The following is a 15,217-nucleotide window of genomic DNA, read 5'->3' on the forward strand; positions in this document are numbered from 1 at the left end:
CGAGCCGCGCGTCGCGGGCCGGACGACGGCTACTACCCGAACGAGTGGTATCCGGGGTACCCGTTGTAGATGACGGTCGCCTGGGGCGCCTGAGGCGCGAAAGTATTCGTGGACTCCATGAGAGGCTCGCGCTGCCCCCAGGGGTCATAGGCCAGAATCCGCATCGCAGTGGTGTACGACTGCTGGACTGCGCTGCTCGAACTGTTCGCGGTCACAACGGTTCCGGGAAGCACCAGCTCCTCCTGATCCAACTTGAGGCATACGAGACTCATCGTCGTGGGCCCGGAGGATCCGGGGGTGTACTGATTGACCGTCTTGACGGTGATTCGCCCGCTGGCGTTGTCCCAGGGGATGAAACGGCCCGAGGATTTCATCTGTTGAAGCCACAGGCCGCGCCCGTCGACGACGGTTCGCACTGCCGTGACATTGCGATACCTCCAGAGCACGAACCAGGTGAGGAATCCGAGCGTGGCGAGAAGGAGCAGGCCGACAACTGTGTACGGCCCAGGAAAAAGGAGAAACGGCAGGGAGATGGGAAGAGCAACCAAAGCCAGCATAATGATGGCGATGGCGGCAGGAATGAACTGCCTGTCGATATTGCGGGAGCGAACCTCGAGAGGCTGTGGTGGGAGAAGGGGCGAGACGTAGGGGGAGGACATATCTCGAGTGTAGGGAGATCCCCAAGGCCCCGCAAAGGGGTGTGCTCCCCAATGAGACTACGGGTTGAGAGGAAATGAGTGACGGACCAAAGGGGTGAGCGCGTTCTCCGTCTCGACAAGGGGCTCTGTTTGCCCCCAAGGATCGTGCGACAGAATCCGCACGGCAGTCCGATAGTTCTGTTGAGCGATGCCGCTGGGGCCGTCGCTTCGTAGCAGAGTCTCCGGAATCTCAACCTGCTCGTGATCAAGGTTGATCACAATCAGGCTGATCGTGGTGGAACGTTTGCTGGTGTGCTGCGTAGTGGTCTTGACCATGACGCGCCCGTGAGCCTGCTGCCAGGGGATGAGCCGGTGCGCCTGCCGCGTCTGCCGTAGCTCGATACCACGTTCGTCAACGATGGTGCGCATACCGATTGCCATAGCCCCGAGTGAGAAGAACGCCCCGATGAAGCAGATCAGTAGAATTCCGAAGAATATCTGAAACAGGATGATGCCGTTTCCGGAGGATGTGAACACGACGATGTTCAAGGGGATTGCTAACGGAGACAAGAGGGCTGATGTGATAAGGAAGGCGTAGAACTTTGCCATGGTCGCACGTGAACGTAGTACGAGCCTCTTAGTCGATGGGGAGTCAGCGGATGCTGCTGCGGGGATCATGCCCTCAGTGTAGGGATCGCGCTGATGAGCGTCCACGGGATGGTCTACCCATGCGCCGCATTGGTTCCTCGGCCTGGATCGTTGATGGGCCATGGGAACCTTGCTTATCTGCGCACAGTGGTGGATTGTGTACTCCTGGAGACCTGTTTAGATGATGTTCTGGGGTGCCTGCATGAAGGTGTTCTCAGAGTCTATGAGAGGCTCGTGCTGGCCCCAAGGGTCATAGGCAAGGATACGTATCGCGATCGCATATGACGTCGCTGTGGCGGCGTACGATCTGTTCGAGTTCAGAAGGGTCCCGGGAAGAACCAGTTCCTCATGATCCATTTCGAGGAATATGAGGCTCATGATCGCCATGTTGACGCCAGGTGTGTACTGGCTCACCGTCTTGACGGCGATGCGCCCGTGCGCGTCCTCCCAGGGAATGAAGCGCTCGAACTGTTTTGACTGTTGCAATCGCAGGCCCTGGCTGTTGACAACTGTGCAGGCCCTGTGTACTTCGACGATCTTCCATAGGTAGAAGGACGGAACGGCAATGTTTAAAAGTATCGCGATCAGCAGCAGAGGCGAGATGGCTACCGCAGGCCCCTTCAATCCCAGGATGGTAAACAACAGGACGATAAGCAGATCAAGGAGCAGGCTTATTATAAGGGAGAATATGAAGCAGATGATGAGCCTTGTTTCGGTGTCTCGGGACCGCAGGACCAGTGTGTTGGGAAGCGATGAGCTCGGATACTGTGCTGCAGGGAGTGTCATAGAGGGAGTTTAGCGTTGAGCGTCCTCAATGAGAATGGGGATTCTTTCTTCTCTCAGGAGGTGGAGGGCGCCGGCAAGAAGGGGAAACGATAAAGCAGCGTCGTCGTCACCGGATGAGGTGCTGGACTTCCGGTGTCCTCAGGGGCTGGACGCCGGCGAGAGGATCTCGATTGGGGTGCAGGGGACTGCCGGCAAGGGCCTCAGTCAGAGCAATCTGATGGCTGACTCTCCGCCCTCCATAGATCTCGACGGCGGTGACCTGGCGTTGGTGAGCTCTCACAGAGGGTAATTCGCAGACGTAGAAAGCCCTGCGTTTGCCCAGGTCAGAAACCGTTCTTCTTACCCTGTGAATAAGCCTCATGGTCGCGTGCGTCATCGGCCTGCCGTTGAGTCTGGTGGATCTGTGGAGCTATCTCTCCGGCCCCAGGCCGACCCTGGTCATCGACGCCGCGGGCGTGCACGATCACTTGAGCCGCGACTCGGTGGGTCTTATCCGGTGGGAGGAGATCGAGGGATTCAATGTGCGCACGCTCAACGGCTGGCTCAAGGTCGGCAACAACGACTCGTCTTGGTCTACTTGCGCGCGCCGCAGGCGACCATGGAGCGCCTGCGCCCCGCGCTGCCGCGGCGGGTGACGCGCCGGATGGAGAGGAGCTTCTCCCACGGCCACACGACGATCTCGCTTCCCGCCCTGCTGGGGAGCCCCGTCACCAGCATGACCAGTCTCCTGCGCGACGAGATAGGGAAGCGGACGGGCCGCTCCTGAAAGGGGAGCGGCGCCCGTGCGTCGTCAGGATTTGGCCGCCAGCGAGAGCACCTCGGTGGGGCGCAGGGGCCTGCCGGCGCGGGCCTCGGCCAGCAGCAGCCTGACGGCCGCCTCTCTCTGCCCCCCGTAGGCCCCGACGGCGGCGATCTGACGCTGGTAGGAGGCTCCCGTCTCCAGGGTGGCGCGCACGGAGTCCAGCTCAGTGGCGCAGCCGAGATCCTCGGCGACGGGAGCGAGCTCAGTGAGCATCCGCTCAACCGTGTCGCCAACCAGCTCCTCCTCGCCGGCGGAGTTGACGATGAGGATCGCGTCCATGCCGTAGCGCGCCGAGCGCCACTTGTTCTCGGCGACGTACCAGTCGGGCATCGCGTCGAGTTCCTCGCCGCGGTCCAGGGTGCGGGAGAAGGATTCCACAAGGCACTGGGTCAGCGCCGCGATCCCGGCCAGCTCGGTCAGGTTTGTAGCGGCGTCGCAGGCCCGGATCTCGATGGTCCCCAGTCGTGGGGAGGGGCGCACGTCCCAGCGGATTTCGGTGAAATCCTCGATGACGCCGGTGTGGACCAGGTCTCCGGTGTAGCTCTCCAGCTGTTCCCAGGTGTTGAACTGCTCGGGTGCGCCGGCGGTGGGCAGCTGCTGGAACATCATGGCCCGGTTGTCCGCGTATCCCGTGTCCGCACCCGCCCAGAAGGGTGAGGAGGCGCTCAGGCACTGCAGATGGGCGGTGCGCGTGAGCAGGGCCTTGAGAATCGGTAGGACCTTGGCCCGGTCCTCGACCCCGACGTGCACGTGGGTGCCGAAGATGAGCATCTGGTGGCCCCACAGCCGGGTGCGGTCCACCAGGCGGGCGTAGCGCTCGGCGTTGGTCACCTTCTGCACCAGCGGGTCTGCGAAGGGGTGGGTGCCTGCCGAGGCCAGGTCCACGCGTAGGGGATCGGTGACCGGAAGGACGCGGTCGAAGGCGAGGGCGATGTCCTCCACGCACTCTGCGACGGTTCGGCGCGCCCCGGAGACCAGCTCGATGGTGTTGAGCATCATCTCGCCGTGCACGTGCGGATCTGGGCCCACCTTCTGGAGGATCTCCTCGGCGCACTGGCGCAGGTCGAGGCTGTCGCGGTCGATGAGCGCCAGCTCCCACTCCACCCCCAGCGTGGATCGCTCCGATCTGGTGAAGGGCAGGGACTGAGGCCGGCGTGCCGGCGGCAGGTCCGTTGTCGTTCCGGCGGCGGATGCGGTGCTCTGGTGCGTGTCCTGCATGTCCTGGTCGTCTCCTCGGGTCCCTGACGGGTGCTGGCAGGTGGTGCGGTGGCTAGTCGCAGGAAAGGGCGTCGTCTTCCCGGCGCGTCGGCGAGTCGGTTGATGAGCAGGCGGCGATGGGCTCGACGACGAGGACGGCGCCCTTGGCCTTGCTCCCGACGCGAGTCAGGATCCAGGTCTCCGACTCCTGGCCGCTGAGCCTCAGCGAGGCGCGCAGTGCGTCGGGGGAGACATCGACTCCGCGCTTGAGGATTTCCAGGTTTCCCACCCCCAGCTCGCGGGTTCGGGCACGCAGGGTCTTGAGCCTCAGCGGCAGGATCTCGGTGAGTCGGAAGGATCGCACGAAGGGTGCGGTCGCCTCGTCGGGGAGGCTCTCCGATGTGAGGTAGCCGATTCTCGGGCCCACTGGCCGGGCTGTCATTGCCTCGCAGAGGTGGGCGACGACCCCGGCGCGGATGGCGGCGCCGTCAGGCACGTGGATGATGCTGCCCAGATCGTCGGGCGATGAGATCGGGTCGACCTGAACCGGTGGCTCGGAAGGATCGGTGACGCTGGAATCGGTCAGCGTATGGGCGCTCGCCCCGTCGACCCCCGAGCGCAGGACCAGCGCGGAGCGTCCGGGGCCCTCCGGGGCCAGAGGACCGCACCAGATGGCGGCCTCGACGACGTCGCCGTCCACGCTCACCCACTGGGTGTGGGAGTCGGAGGGCAGAGCGGCGTGGTCGATGCCGGGGGCGACCTTGACGCCGAGAGCGGGTACTGACTCGCGCAGCGAGAGCACACGCGACAGGGCCGGCGACCACTGCTCGGGGTCGGTGATGCGCCGCCCCTGGGCCCGACGGGCCGGATCGGCGAAGATGGCGTCCACCCCCCGCTCGGTCAGGTCGATCTCCATGGCGTCGGTGCACTCGACGCTCGCATGGGGGAAGGGCATGAGGTTGATGGTGGCCAATGCGGCCGTGGCCTCATCGCGGTCGACGGCGAGCACCGGAAGATCGAGCCCGGCCAGTGCGACGGCATCACCGCCGATCCCGCAGCCCAGGTCAGCGACCTTCGAGATGCCCGCAGCCGCGTATCGAGCGGCGTGGTGGGCCGAGACCGCCAATCGGGTGGCCTGCTCCAGGCCATCGGCGGTGAAGAGCATCTGCTGGGCGAAGGGTCCGAATTTGGCTGCGGCCCGGGCGCGCAGGCGCTGCTGAGTCAGGGCGGCCGCCACCAGAGCGGGGGAGTGCCCCTCCTCGCGCAGGGAGCGTCCCAGCGACAGGGCCTCGGCCGGGTCGTAAGGGGGCAGGGAGGACAGAAGCTCCCAGCCCTCGGGCGTCAGGAGGAGCGCTACGTGGTTCTCAGCCATCACGACAGATCATTCCACGGCGAACCTGCCGATGCGCATGATGTCCGCTGGGTGGAGTGCGAGGAGGCCCCGGAGAGCCGGCGGGGAGCCGGGTGGGTAGTGTTGTGCGTAACGCCCCGCGCTCCGGCGGGGCCGCACGACGGTGGACGGAAGGACGGGCGGGGAGTCGATGGCTGATGAGGAGCCGCGGATCGGCGCTACCAGCGCTTTTGACACCGCGGACCGCGGTGATGATCGCGGTGCTCATGGCAGGGAGGAGCCGGAGCCGACTTCTCGTCCCGGAGGTGGTCGTAGAGCTCTTCTGCGGCGGCTGACACTGGTCCTTCTCTCCCTGGCCGGCGCTCTAACCGTCGTCACGGCCGGGGCCGGCATCTGGGCCTGGACTGTCAGCTCCGGGCATATCGAGGTCGCCGGTGAAAGCGATGATGACGGCGCGGCACGGGCTCCGGTGGCGATCGTGCTGGGAGCCGCCGTGCACGCCGACGGGCGGCCCTCGCCCTGGCTGGCCTACCGGCTCGATGTCGCCGCCGACCTCTACACCAGCGGCAGGGTCGAGGCGATTCTGGTATCCGGAGACAATCGGCGCGTCGGCTACGACGAGCCCACCGCCATGCGCGACTACCTCGTCTCCAAGGGAATCCCCCACCAGGCGATCGCCCTGGACTACGCGGGCTTCGACACCTACGACACCTGCGTACGGGCCCGCAGGATCTTCGGGATCGAACGCGCCCTGCTCGTGACCCAGGACTTCCACGAGCCGCGTGCGGTCGCCATCTGCCGCACGGTCGGCGTCAGCGTCGACGGCGTCGGCGACTCGCGGGCCCGTGGTGACCGCACCACCTGGGCAGTCAGCTGGGTGCGTGAGCGTCCGGCCACGATCAAGGCCGTGGCCGACGTTGTCTCCCGGCGCGAGCCGACCCTGGGACGCCGGGAGACGAGCGTGGGGGAGGCCATCGCCTGGACCCGCGAGCACCGTCGCTGACGAGGGCTGACGCCCACGGCGAAACCGACGCCGCGCTTTGGCACTCGCGTTGACTGAGTGCTAACGCCGTCGTAGATTCTCCGTCAGGCGCAGCGGAGTGCTCGCACTGGTCCTGGGACGCAGGCGGGCGCCTTCTGCGACTCGCACTCCTGCTTCGTGCTGGACCGGCACCCGCGACGGCGGTCGGGCGCGCCTCGGGAGGGCGATCAAGCCGATCTACTGCACGTTGAAGAGAAGGAGGAGGTCTCCGATGTCGATCTCCATCAAGCCGCTCGAGGACCGCATCGTCGTCCAGACCCTCGAGGCCGAGCAGACCACCGCATCCGGCCTGGTCATCCCCGACACCGCCAAGGAGAAGCCCCAGGAGGGCAAGGTCGTAGCCGTGGGCCCCGGCCGCGTCGACGACTCCGGCAAGCGCGTCCCGGTCGACGTCGCCGAGGGCGATGTCGTCATCTACTCCAAGTACGGGGGCACCGAGGTCAACTACGCCGGTGAGGACTACCTGATCCTGTCGGCCCGCGACGTCTTGGCGGTCGTCGCCAAGTGATCCGCTGAAATTGCTCGCGCCGCACGGCGCCGCAACGTGTTGAGGGGGAGGCACCGCATGGTGCCTCCCCCTCAACACATGTGCGCAATATGCCTGCTGCATGTGTGCGCCGCGTCCGGAAGAATGTCCGGACGTGAACTGGGAACGTCTGTGCTGTCGATTCCCTGAAACAGGGCGGAGCGTCAGGCCGGTTCGTTGGCGAAACGGCGAGCCTGCTGCTCGTAGTAAGCGCGCCGCTCCTCCTCGCTCATGCCTCCCCAGACGCCATAGGGCTCGCGAGTGCTTAGAGCGTGCTCCCGGCACTCTTCCAGGACGGGGCAGTCCTGACAAATGGCCTTTGCTCGTTCGTCCCGTCGTCGACGGGAACCGCCTCTCTCTCCTTCGGGGTGGAAGAAAACCGAGGAATCCATGCCGAGACAGGCCCCCCGGTACTGCCACTCCCAGAGGGTGGAGATCGGGCCGGGCAGACGCGATGAGTCGTGCATTGCCTCCCTCCCCTCCTTTGGATACGGCGGTTGGGCACACCGAACTTGATGCGCTATACGTAACGATAAGATCGCGCGCGGCGTTAATCAAGAAGAATCATTCTATCTCACAACGAAATTATCTCCAGATTTGCTGAAGTATCCGTGTTCTGGTTATCTGGAAACGTGCGTCATATTGTGGCACTCGAATAGCAGAAACGTTTTGTGAATGATTTATGCATGTGGAACATCTTTTTTCTGAAACGTTCCGCGTTCATTTTTTGCTTTATGTTTGGGGCGGAGGTCACGTCGTCGCCGTGGTCTCGGAGACGGCTCGGAAGCCCCCTCGGCCCTGCCCGACGCCCGGTGCCGGGCAGGCGACGGATGAACGGGCGGGGGATATGCACGGGGCGCTCGGGTCGTCTTACGATGTTCCCGTGAGCGACTCGATCACCAGCCCTGACGCCTTCGCCCCTACCGGACTCACCTACGACGACGTGCTCCTGCTGCCCAGGCTGACCGACGTCATCCCCTCCGAGGTCGATACGACCTCCAGACTGACGCCGCGGATCAGCTTGGCCACTCCGTTGCTCTCAGCCGCCATGGACACCGTCACCGAGTCGGACATGGCTATCGCCATGGCCCGTCAGGGCGGCATCGGCATCCTTCACCGCAATCTGTCCATCGAGGAGCAGGCCCAGCAGGTCAGGCGCGTCAAGCGCTCGGAGTCCGGCATGGTCTCCGACCCGGTGACCGTCGGGCCCGAGGCCACCATCGCCCAGCTCGACGAGCTCTGCGGCCACTACAAGGTCTCGGGACTGCCGGTCGTCGACGCGGCCGGCAACCTTCAGGGCATCATCACCAACCGCGATCTGCGCTTCGTCCCGCCGGAGCGCTGGGCGCGCCTGACCGTACGCGAGTGCATGACGCCGCGCGAGCGCCTCATCACCGGAGCCACTGGAATCTCGCGGGAGGACGCCAAGGCTCTCCTGGCCGAGCACCGCATCGAGAAGCTCCCCCTCGTCGACTCCGAGGGGCGCCTGACCGGCCTCATCACCGTCAAGGACTTCGTCAAGACCGAGCAGTACCCCAACGCCACCAAGGACGCCGAGGGGCGCCTCGTGGTGGGCGCCGCAGTCGGTTACTGGGGGGACACCTGGGACCGCGCCGGAGCCCTGGCCGAGGCCGGTGCGGACGTCCTCATCGTCGACACCGCCAACGGCGGCGCCAAGCTGGCGCTGGAGATGATCTCCCGCCTCAAGTCCGACTCCGCCTTCAGCGGCATCGAGGTCATCGGCGGCAACGTCGCCACCCGTGAGGGTGCCCAGGCGCTCATCGACGCCGGGGTCGACGCCGTCAAGGTGGGGGTGGGGCCCGGCTCCATCTGCACCACCCGCGTCGTGGCCGGCGTGGGCGTGCCCCAGGTGACGGCCATCTACGAGGCCGCCCGCGCCTGCAACCCCGCCGGTGTCCCGCTCATCGCCGACGGCGGACTACAGTACTCCGGGGACATCGCCAAGGCCCTCGTGGCCGGTGCGGAGACGGTCATGCTCGGCTCCCTCCTGGCCGGCTGCACGGAGTCTCCCGGGGATCTCGTCTTCGTCAACGGCAAGCAGTGGAAGCGCTATCGCGGTATGGGGTCGCTGGGCGCCATGAGCTCGCGCGGGCGCACCTCCTACTCTAAGGACCGCTACTTCCAGGCCGATGTCTCCTCCGACTCCAAGATCGTCCCCGAGGGCATCGAAGGCCAGGTCCCTTACTCCGGGGCGCTGGGCGACGTCGTCTACCAGCTCATGGGCGGGCTGCACCAGTCCATGTTCTATGTGGGTGCGCGCACGATCCCCGAGCTCAAGGAGCGCGGGCAGTTCGTGCGTATCACGAGCGCCGGACTCAAGGAGTCCCACCCCCACGACGTCAAGATGACCGTCGAGGCCCCCAACTACACCGGGCGCGACAGCGCCTGAGCCCGCGGGCCGTTCCTCCGCGAGCTCAGCGGCTCAGCACGCGGGGGAGTCCGGCAGGGGCCAGGCGATCTGGGCCGGGGCACGCGAGGGGTTCTTGCGCGCCAGCCACTCGTTGAAGGACTCGGCCCAGCGACGGTGGGCCCGGGCCTGGAAGGCCACGAGCTCCTCCGGCCCGAGAGCCGCTACCTGCGGGTGCGCGGTGGCCAGGGCCTCGAGCACGTCGAGGGTGGCGGCCACGTCCACATCCGCGCTGTGCAGGGCCTCATCGAGCTGAATGCCGTAGACCTCGCAGAGGTCGCCCAGGCGGCGCTTGCCCCGGCGGTAACGGTCCACGGCCCGGTCCAGGACCAGGGGATCGGCGATGGGACCCGGCTCACGATTCAGGCGCTCGCGGATCGTGGGCAGGCCGTGGCGGGCGAGCTCGGACTCCATGAGCGTCAGGTCGTAGGAGGCGTTGAAGATGACCACCGGGGTGCCTGCTGCCATCGCGGACACCAGAAGATCGCTCACCTCCGCCAGCACTTCGGTCACCGGCCTCCCCTCGGCCCGGGCCCGCTCGGTGGTCACACCGTGGACCGCGGAGGCCGCTTCGGGGATCTCCACACCGGGGTCGGCGAGCCAGGTGGTCACCGACTGCCGCCTGTCCCCGCCGGACAACCGCTCGCCGCGCCAGACCAGCGCCGCCGTGACGAGGCGGTCCTGGCCGGGGTCCACGCCGGTGGTCTCGGTGTCGAAACCGAGCAGGGGACCGAAGGGCCAGGCGGGGAAAGCGGCGGGGGCGGCGTCGGATGCGGGGGCGGGCCGGTGGGTGCTCATGCCCCCAGCATGCCACCGGGGTGCGACGCCTATGTAAGTTGCCAAGTTGCCCCTGCCTGTTGTCCGCTGTCGCGTCTCTCTGCTACGGGGCCGGTCGCTCCGGTAGATGTGGGCTGGGCCCACTAGGATCGGGCCATGAGCACAGAGGTCGAGATCGGACGCTCCAAGCGCGCCCTGCGCGCCTACTCCTTCGATGACATCGCCCTGGTGCCGGCTCGTCGCACCCGCGACACCTCCGAGGTGCGCGTGGGCTGGCAGATCGATGCTTACCACGTGGACCTGCCGGTCATGGCATCGCCCATGGACTCGGTCATGAGCCCCGAGACCGCCATCATGGTCGGACGCCTGGGCGGGATCGGCGTGCTGGATCTGGAGGGCCTGTGGACCCGCTACGAGGATCCCTCTGAGGCCCTCGAACGCATCCGTCAGGCGGCCCCGTCCCGGGCCACCAGCGTTCTGCAGGAGGTCTACCGCGCACCCGTGAGCCCCGAGCTCATCACCGAGCGGCTCATGCAGATCCGCGCCGCCGGCGTCGTCGTCGCCGGGCGGCTCAGCCCCGCCCAGACGCAACGGCACTGGCGCACCGTCGTCGAGGCGGGCGTGGACCTCATGGTCATCCGCGGCTCCTTCGTGTCGGCCGAGCACGTCTCCGGAGCCGTTGAGCCCCTCAACCTCAAGCGCTTCATCTACGAGCTCGACGTGCCCGTGGTCGTCGGCGGGGTGACTACCTACACTGCCGCCCTCCACCTCATGCGCACTGGCGCGGCCGGGGTTCTCGTGGGGCAGGGCGGCGGCGCCTCCTCGTCGGTGCGCCAGGTCTTGGGCCTGCACATGCCCATGGCCACCGCCGTGGCCGATGTCGCCGGGGCCCGGCGCGACTACCTCGATGAGTCCGGGGGGCGCTATGTCCACGTCATCGCCGACGGCTCGGTGGGAAACTCCGGCGATGTCGTCAAGGCCATCGCCTGCGGCGCCGACGCCGTCATGCTCGGTGCCGCCCTCGCCCGGGCCGAGGAGGCTCCCGGCGGCGGTTACCACTGGGGTGCCGAGGCCCGCCACGAGCGCCTGCCACGGGGCTTCCGCAGCCATGTGGGCACGGTTGGCACTATGGCGGAGATCCTCAACGGTCCTTCCGACCGCGCCGACGGTACCCTCAACATCATGGGTGCCCTGCGTCGCACCTTGGCCACCACCGGCTACGCTGACGTCAAGGAGCTCCAGAGGGTCGAGGTCGTTCTGGCCCCCTATGCGGGTTCCTGAGCGGACCCCGCCATGCCCGGCGGTGTTTCTGAGGGTCGGAACAGTGCAACTGAGCCATGATCTCGGGTAGTCTCGGCCGAGACGGCAGCCGTCGCGCTGCTCACACCGGTGCGGGGCCATGTCCGGTTCCCGTGCCGTTAGCCCCCACATGTGTCATAAGGAGCTTCACATGGCCCAGGTCACCGCCACCATCGCTTCCAAGGTCGGTCTGCACGCCCGTCCCGCCGCCACCTTCGTCAAGGCCGTCGCCGAGAAGGGCGTCCCGGTCACCATCGCCAAGGAAGGCGGCGCTGCGGTCGACGCTTCCTCCATCCTCGGCGTGATGACTCTGGGCGCCGGCTTCGGCGACGTCGTCACCCTGGCTTCCGACGCCGACGGCGCTGACGCCGCCCTCGAGGAGCTCAAGGCTCTCCTGGAGACCGACCTGGACGCCTGAGAACAGGCCCAGCCTGACGGGGCGCGCTCCACTGCGGGGCGCGCCCCGTTCATGTTGGGACGCTCAGGAGCACCCGTGACGGACAGTGCCGTGGACATCGGGACATCGCAGTGGGGATCGTGGCGGCCGTCGTCGCCCTGGAACTGACGGGACTGGTGTCGCAGGTCTGGACGAACCGGCTGGTTCAGTGACGGCGAGAAGCCCCGCCGCACCACCCAGCCGCGCACGAGCAGGAACCCGTGGATCGTGTCCGGGGAACTCAATCAGCCGGAACTGTTGGCCCAGCTGCCGGCCCTGACGGAGAAGTTTCGCCCCGAGCCCGTGGGGCCCTTCCCGGGCTGGGCTCCCGTCCTCAGCCCTGCCCCGCTGGGAGCAGCGGGACGTACCACTGGACGCCGGTGAGGAGGATGCGGGTGTCCACGTTTCCCTCCCAGCTGACGCCGATGCCGTGTTCCTGGAGGATCGGGATGACGATGGTCCTCATCAGTTTGACGGTCGTGGCGTCGTAGAGCTCCTTGCGTCGGGAGTTGTTCAGGGCCTTGTACTCCTCCTCGCTAATGTGAGCGGGCCAGAAGATGCCGTAGCTGAGGTAGGTGCTGCCGCTCTCCACGAGGCCCTCGGTGTCCTGCTGGTGGAAGAACACGTACCCCAGGTCGCCCTGGCCGCCCTCGATCTCCGCGTGTCCGCAGGTGTTGCAGCAGGCGAAATCCTGCTCCGCGACGACGTGGGCCCTCCGCAGCGCCTCAAAGGCGCGGTCCAGCTTGGTGGCGGGCACATCCCCGAATCCCGCCTGCTGGGCGCGGCGCGCATCGATCAGGTACTGGGCGATGGCGCGGCACTGCTCGTCGGACAGCGTGTCGTCGCCCTCCGCGTCCTCCACCGCGGAGGCGATCTCGAAGGCGTGGTCGTTGATGCAATCGTTCCCGCGCACGAGTTGCATCCAGACGAGGTCTCGGATGTACTCCTCGAGTTCGGGGTCAACCACGCCCCTGAGCAGCTCGTCGGGGATTCTCAGTCCGTCGGGCTGGGCGTTCAGTTCGGTCATGGTCGAGACCCTAACAATCACCACCGACGAAAAGGGGTTTGGCGGCTCTGCCCGGCCCCTAGACGACACCTCTCGCTGCCAAGGGCTCTGGCCCGGATAACTCTGATGGCCGGGCTGACCCTGGACCGGATACGGGACTGGCTCAGCCCGGTTCAGGCGCGCTCATTCCTGCTCGTCCCCAGAGGGGGTCGGCTTGATCCACCACCACAGGCCCATACCGGCAGCGATGGCGAGCAGGCCCAGGCCAGCCCACAGGTTGGCGTTGATGCCTCCGGTCTTGTCCATCTCGTCGGCGCTGTTGAACAGAACCGAGCACACCACCAGGTACAGGCCGATGAGCCCCAGTGCCCCGGTGATGACCGCCCGGATGTCCGTGAGTGAACGATTGCTCATGAGTATTCTCCTTCGTGTGTCCGGGCGGATCTAGTGGAAGATGCTGTTGAGTGTGATGACCAGGGCCCCGGCGATGATCCCCAGCGGGATCGGACGGCGGTACCAGGGCAGCTCGTGTAGGTGCGGGTCGGTGCGCTCGCTCTTGGGGGTCAGGGCGTAGACGAAGCCCTTGAGTTCGGAGTCGGGCTTCGGCTCAGTGGACAGGGAGACCAGCACCGTGATGACGACGTCGACCGTGAAGGCCACACCCGCCGCCAGGAAGGCGCCGCCCTGACCCGGCATGACCAGGGTCCCGGTCTTGATGAGGATGTTGACCACCAGGGAGCCCAGGGTTCCGCCGACGAGCCCGGTCCAACCGGCCTGGGACGTGGCCCGCTTCCAGAACATTCCGATGATGAAGGTCGCGAACAGCGGCGCGTTGAACATCGAGAACAGTATCTGGAGGTAGTCCATGAGGTTGGAGTAGCTCGCGGCGATGATCGCGGTGAGGATTGCGACCACGGAGGCCGTCAGGGTCGAGAGCTTGCCGACCTTGAGGTAGTGGGCGTCGTCGGCGTCCTTCTTGAGGTAGTGCTGATAGATGTCTACGCCCCACACGGTGTTGAAGGCGGAGATGTTCGCAGCCATACCGGCCATGAAAGAGGCCAGCAGACCCGTGATCGCCAGGCCCAGCAGACCGTTGGGCAGTAGGTCGCGCATGAGGTAGAGGACCGCGTCGTTGTACTGGTAGCTCGTGTTGGCCCCGGATTTGAGCTGCTGGACCTCAGTGACCAGGACGCCTGCGACCATGCCCGGGATGATGACGAGGAAGGGTACGAACATCTTGACGAAGGTGCCGATGATCGGGGTCGACTGGGCCGAGGAGATCGAGTCCGAGGCCATGGCCCGCTGTACCTCGACGAAGTTCGTCGTCCAGTAGCCGAAGGACAACACGAAGCCCAGGCCGAAGACCAGGCCGATCACCGACATCACATTGGAGTCGAAGCCGGAGATCGAGTTGCCGGGCCAGGAGTGCAGCTGCTGGGCCGGGTCGGTGCCGGCGAGCTTGGCGGCGGCGGTGATCTTGTCGGTCAGGCCGTGCCAGCCGCCCACGCGGTGCAGGCCGATGAGGGTCAGGGGCAGCAGCGCGGCCACGATGACGAAGAACTGGAGGACCTCGTTGTAGATCGCCGCGGAGAGCCCACCCATGGTGATGTAGGAGAAGACGATGACTGCGGCGACGATGAGTCCCACCCACAGGGGCCAGCCCAGCAGCCAGTTCATGATCTTGCCCAGCAGGTACAGGTTGATGCCGGCGATGAGCAGCTGGGCCAGGGCGAAGCTGAGCGCGTTGACCAGGTGGGCAGCGGTGCCGTAGCGCTTGAGCATGAACTCGGGTACCGAGCGCACCTTGGAGCCGTAGTAGAAGGGCATCATGACCAGTCCCAGGAAGATCATGGCCGGGACCGCGCCGATCCAGAAGTAGTGGAAGGTCGGCATGCCGTACTCGGCGCCATTGGCGGACATTCCCATGATCTCGACCGCGCCGAGGTTCGCCGACACGAAGGCGATACCGGTCACCCAGGCCGGCAGGGAACGGCCAGAGGTGAGGAAGCCGTCCGCCGTGGCGGCCTTGGACCGGGCGATGAGTCCGACGCCGATGACGAAGGCGAAGTAGATGGCGATGGGGATGTAGTCGTACCAGCGTGCGGCAATGAGTGTGCCGGATGACGCTGACGAGGCTGACAGAGCGTGCAGCGTGGAGGACATCTGTGTACCTCTCGAGGATCTGTTTCAGGTGAGCAAGCTCATTCTTGCTGCTTGGCAGACTAGCACGACGGCGACATCGGCATAGATGATTGTGCCTGCCCGGGGCCATCGGCGTCGC

General features: G+C 66.2%; 16 protein-coding genes. 6 read left to right on the forward strand and 10 right to left on the reverse strand.

From position 1 onward, the window contains the following. Window positions 1-32 precede the first annotated feature (32 nt). The 3 genes from HMPREF0975_RS06380 to HMPREF0975_RS06390 all read right to left on the reverse strand — a co-directional run bounded on the left by HMPREF0975_RS06380 (window position 33) and on the right by HMPREF0975_RS06390 (window position 2,072). The gene (locus HMPREF0975_RS06380) at window positions 33-659 is read right to left on the reverse strand and encodes a hypothetical protein (protein ID WP_009233316.1); all 627 of its coding nucleotides are present in this window, start codon (window positions 657-659) and stop codon (window positions 33-35) included. A gap of 57 nt (window positions 660-716) precedes the next feature. Next, window positions 717-1,247 carry a hypothetical protein gene (locus HMPREF0975_RS06385; protein ID WP_009233317.1) on the reverse strand — a complete coding sequence of 177 codons (531 nt, stop codon included), beginning with the start codon at window positions 1,245-1,247 and terminating at the stop codon, window positions 717-719. Window positions 1,248-1,463: 216 nt separating this feature from the next. After that, on the reverse strand, window positions 1,464-2,072 hold the full coding sequence (locus HMPREF0975_RS06390) for a hypothetical protein (protein ID WP_009233318.1): 609 nt from the start codon (window positions 2,070-2,072) through the stop codon (window positions 1,464-1,466). A 359-nt stretch (window positions 2,073-2,431) separates the two neighbouring features. Here HMPREF0975_RS06390 and HMPREF0975_RS06395 point away from each other — a divergent pair, with 359 nt between their 5' ends. Then, window positions 2,432-2,707: a hypothetical protein gene (locus HMPREF0975_RS06395; protein WP_009233319.1), complete on the forward strand. Its 276-nt coding sequence runs from the start codon at window positions 2,432-2,434 to the stop codon at window positions 2,705-2,707. Window positions 2,708-2,862: 155 nt separating this feature from the next. Here the strand turns inward: HMPREF0975_RS06395 and HMPREF0975_RS06400 are convergent, their stop codons facing one another. Together HMPREF0975_RS06400 and HMPREF0975_RS06405 are read right to left on the reverse strand one after the other, a co-directional pair. Continuing rightward, window positions 2,863-4,092, reverse strand: a complete 1,230-nt coding sequence (locus tag HMPREF0975_RS06400; protein ID WP_009233321.1) for a glutamate--cysteine ligase — start codon at window positions 4,090-4,092, stop codon at window positions 2,863-2,865. 52 nt (window positions 4,093-4,144) lie between these two features. Beyond that, entirely contained in the window at window positions 4,145-5,443 is a 1,299-nt protein-coding gene (locus HMPREF0975_RS06405; RefSeq protein ID WP_009233322.1) for a class I SAM-dependent methyltransferase, read from the reverse strand. A gap of 169 nt (window positions 5,444-5,612) precedes the next feature. Here HMPREF0975_RS06405 and HMPREF0975_RS06410 point away from each other — a divergent pair, with 169 nt between their 5' ends. Both HMPREF0975_RS06410 and groES read left to right on the forward strand, forming a co-directional pair. Further along, entirely contained in the window at window positions 5,613-6,425 is an 813-nt protein-coding gene (locus tag HMPREF0975_RS06410) for a SanA/YdcF family protein (protein ID WP_009233323.1), read from the forward strand. A 250-nt stretch (window positions 6,426-6,675) separates the two neighbouring features. Continuing rightward, the gene (groES, locus tag HMPREF0975_RS06415; protein ID WP_009233324.1) at window positions 6,676-6,972 is read left to right on the forward strand and encodes a co-chaperone GroES; all 297 of its coding nucleotides are present in this window, start codon (window positions 6,676-6,678) and stop codon (window positions 6,970-6,972) included. Window positions 6,973-7,154: 182 nt separating this feature from the next. Here the strand turns inward: groES and HMPREF0975_RS06420 are convergent, their stop codons facing one another. Then, entirely contained in the window at window positions 7,155-7,457 is a 303-nt protein-coding gene (locus HMPREF0975_RS06420; RefSeq protein WP_003781130.1) for a WhiB family transcriptional regulator, read from the reverse strand. A gap of 380 nt (window positions 7,458-7,837) precedes the next feature. On the opposite strand from HMPREF0975_RS06420, the gene guaB reads away from it, so the two are divergent. Continuing rightward, window positions 7,838-9,400, forward strand: coding sequence for an IMP dehydrogenase (gene guaB, locus HMPREF0975_RS06425; RefSeq protein WP_009233325.1), 1,563 nt, complete (start codon window positions 7,838-7,840; stop codon window positions 9,398-9,400). Window positions 9,401-9,433: 33 nt separating this feature from the next. Here the strand turns inward: guaB and HMPREF0975_RS06430 are convergent, their stop codons facing one another. Next, window positions 9,434-10,216, reverse strand: coding sequence for an exonuclease domain-containing protein (locus HMPREF0975_RS06430; RefSeq protein ID WP_009233326.1), 783 nt, complete (start codon window positions 10,214-10,216; stop codon window positions 9,434-9,436). A gap of 135 nt (window positions 10,217-10,351) precedes the next feature. Here HMPREF0975_RS06430 and HMPREF0975_RS06435 point away from each other — a divergent pair, with 135 nt between their 5' ends. Together HMPREF0975_RS06435 and HMPREF0975_RS06440 are read left to right on the forward strand one after the other, a co-directional pair. After that, window positions 10,352-11,476, forward strand: a complete 1,125-nt coding sequence (locus HMPREF0975_RS06435; RefSeq protein WP_009233327.1) for a GuaB3 family IMP dehydrogenase-related protein — start codon at window positions 10,352-10,354, stop codon at window positions 11,474-11,476. Between the two features lie 169 nt (window positions 11,477-11,645). Continuing rightward, a complete protein-coding gene (locus HMPREF0975_RS06440; protein WP_009233328.1) occupies window positions 11,646-11,912 on the forward strand; it encodes an HPr family phosphocarrier protein in 267 nt (88 codons plus the stop codon). 352 nt (window positions 11,913-12,264) lie between these two features. Here the strand turns inward: HMPREF0975_RS06440 and HMPREF0975_RS06445 are convergent, their stop codons facing one another. The 3 genes from HMPREF0975_RS06445 to HMPREF0975_RS06455 form a co-directional block, all read right to left on the reverse strand. Further along, on the reverse strand, window positions 12,265-12,957 hold the full coding sequence (locus HMPREF0975_RS06445) for a DUF6891 domain-containing protein (RefSeq protein ID WP_009233329.1): 693 nt from the start codon (window positions 12,955-12,957) through the stop codon (window positions 12,265-12,267). A gap of 162 nt (window positions 12,958-13,119) precedes the next feature. After that, on the reverse strand, window positions 13,120-13,350 hold the full coding sequence (locus tag HMPREF0975_RS06450; protein WP_009233330.1) for a hypothetical protein: 231 nt from the start codon (window positions 13,348-13,350) through the stop codon (window positions 13,120-13,122). Window positions 13,351-13,380: 30 nt separating this feature from the next. Further along, window positions 13,381-15,099, reverse strand: a complete 1,719-nt coding sequence (locus tag HMPREF0975_RS06455) for a sodium:solute symporter family protein (protein WP_009233331.1) — start codon at window positions 15,097-15,099, stop codon at window positions 13,381-13,383. Window positions 15,100-15,217: the final 118 nt, after the last annotated feature.

The sequence above is a fragment of the Actinomyces sp. oral taxon 849 str. F0330 genome, from assembly GCF_000239715.1.
In the GTDB taxonomy this organism is placed as follows: domain Bacteria; phylum Actinomycetota; class Actinomycetes; order Actinomycetales; family Actinomycetaceae; genus Actinomyces; species Actinomyces johnsonii.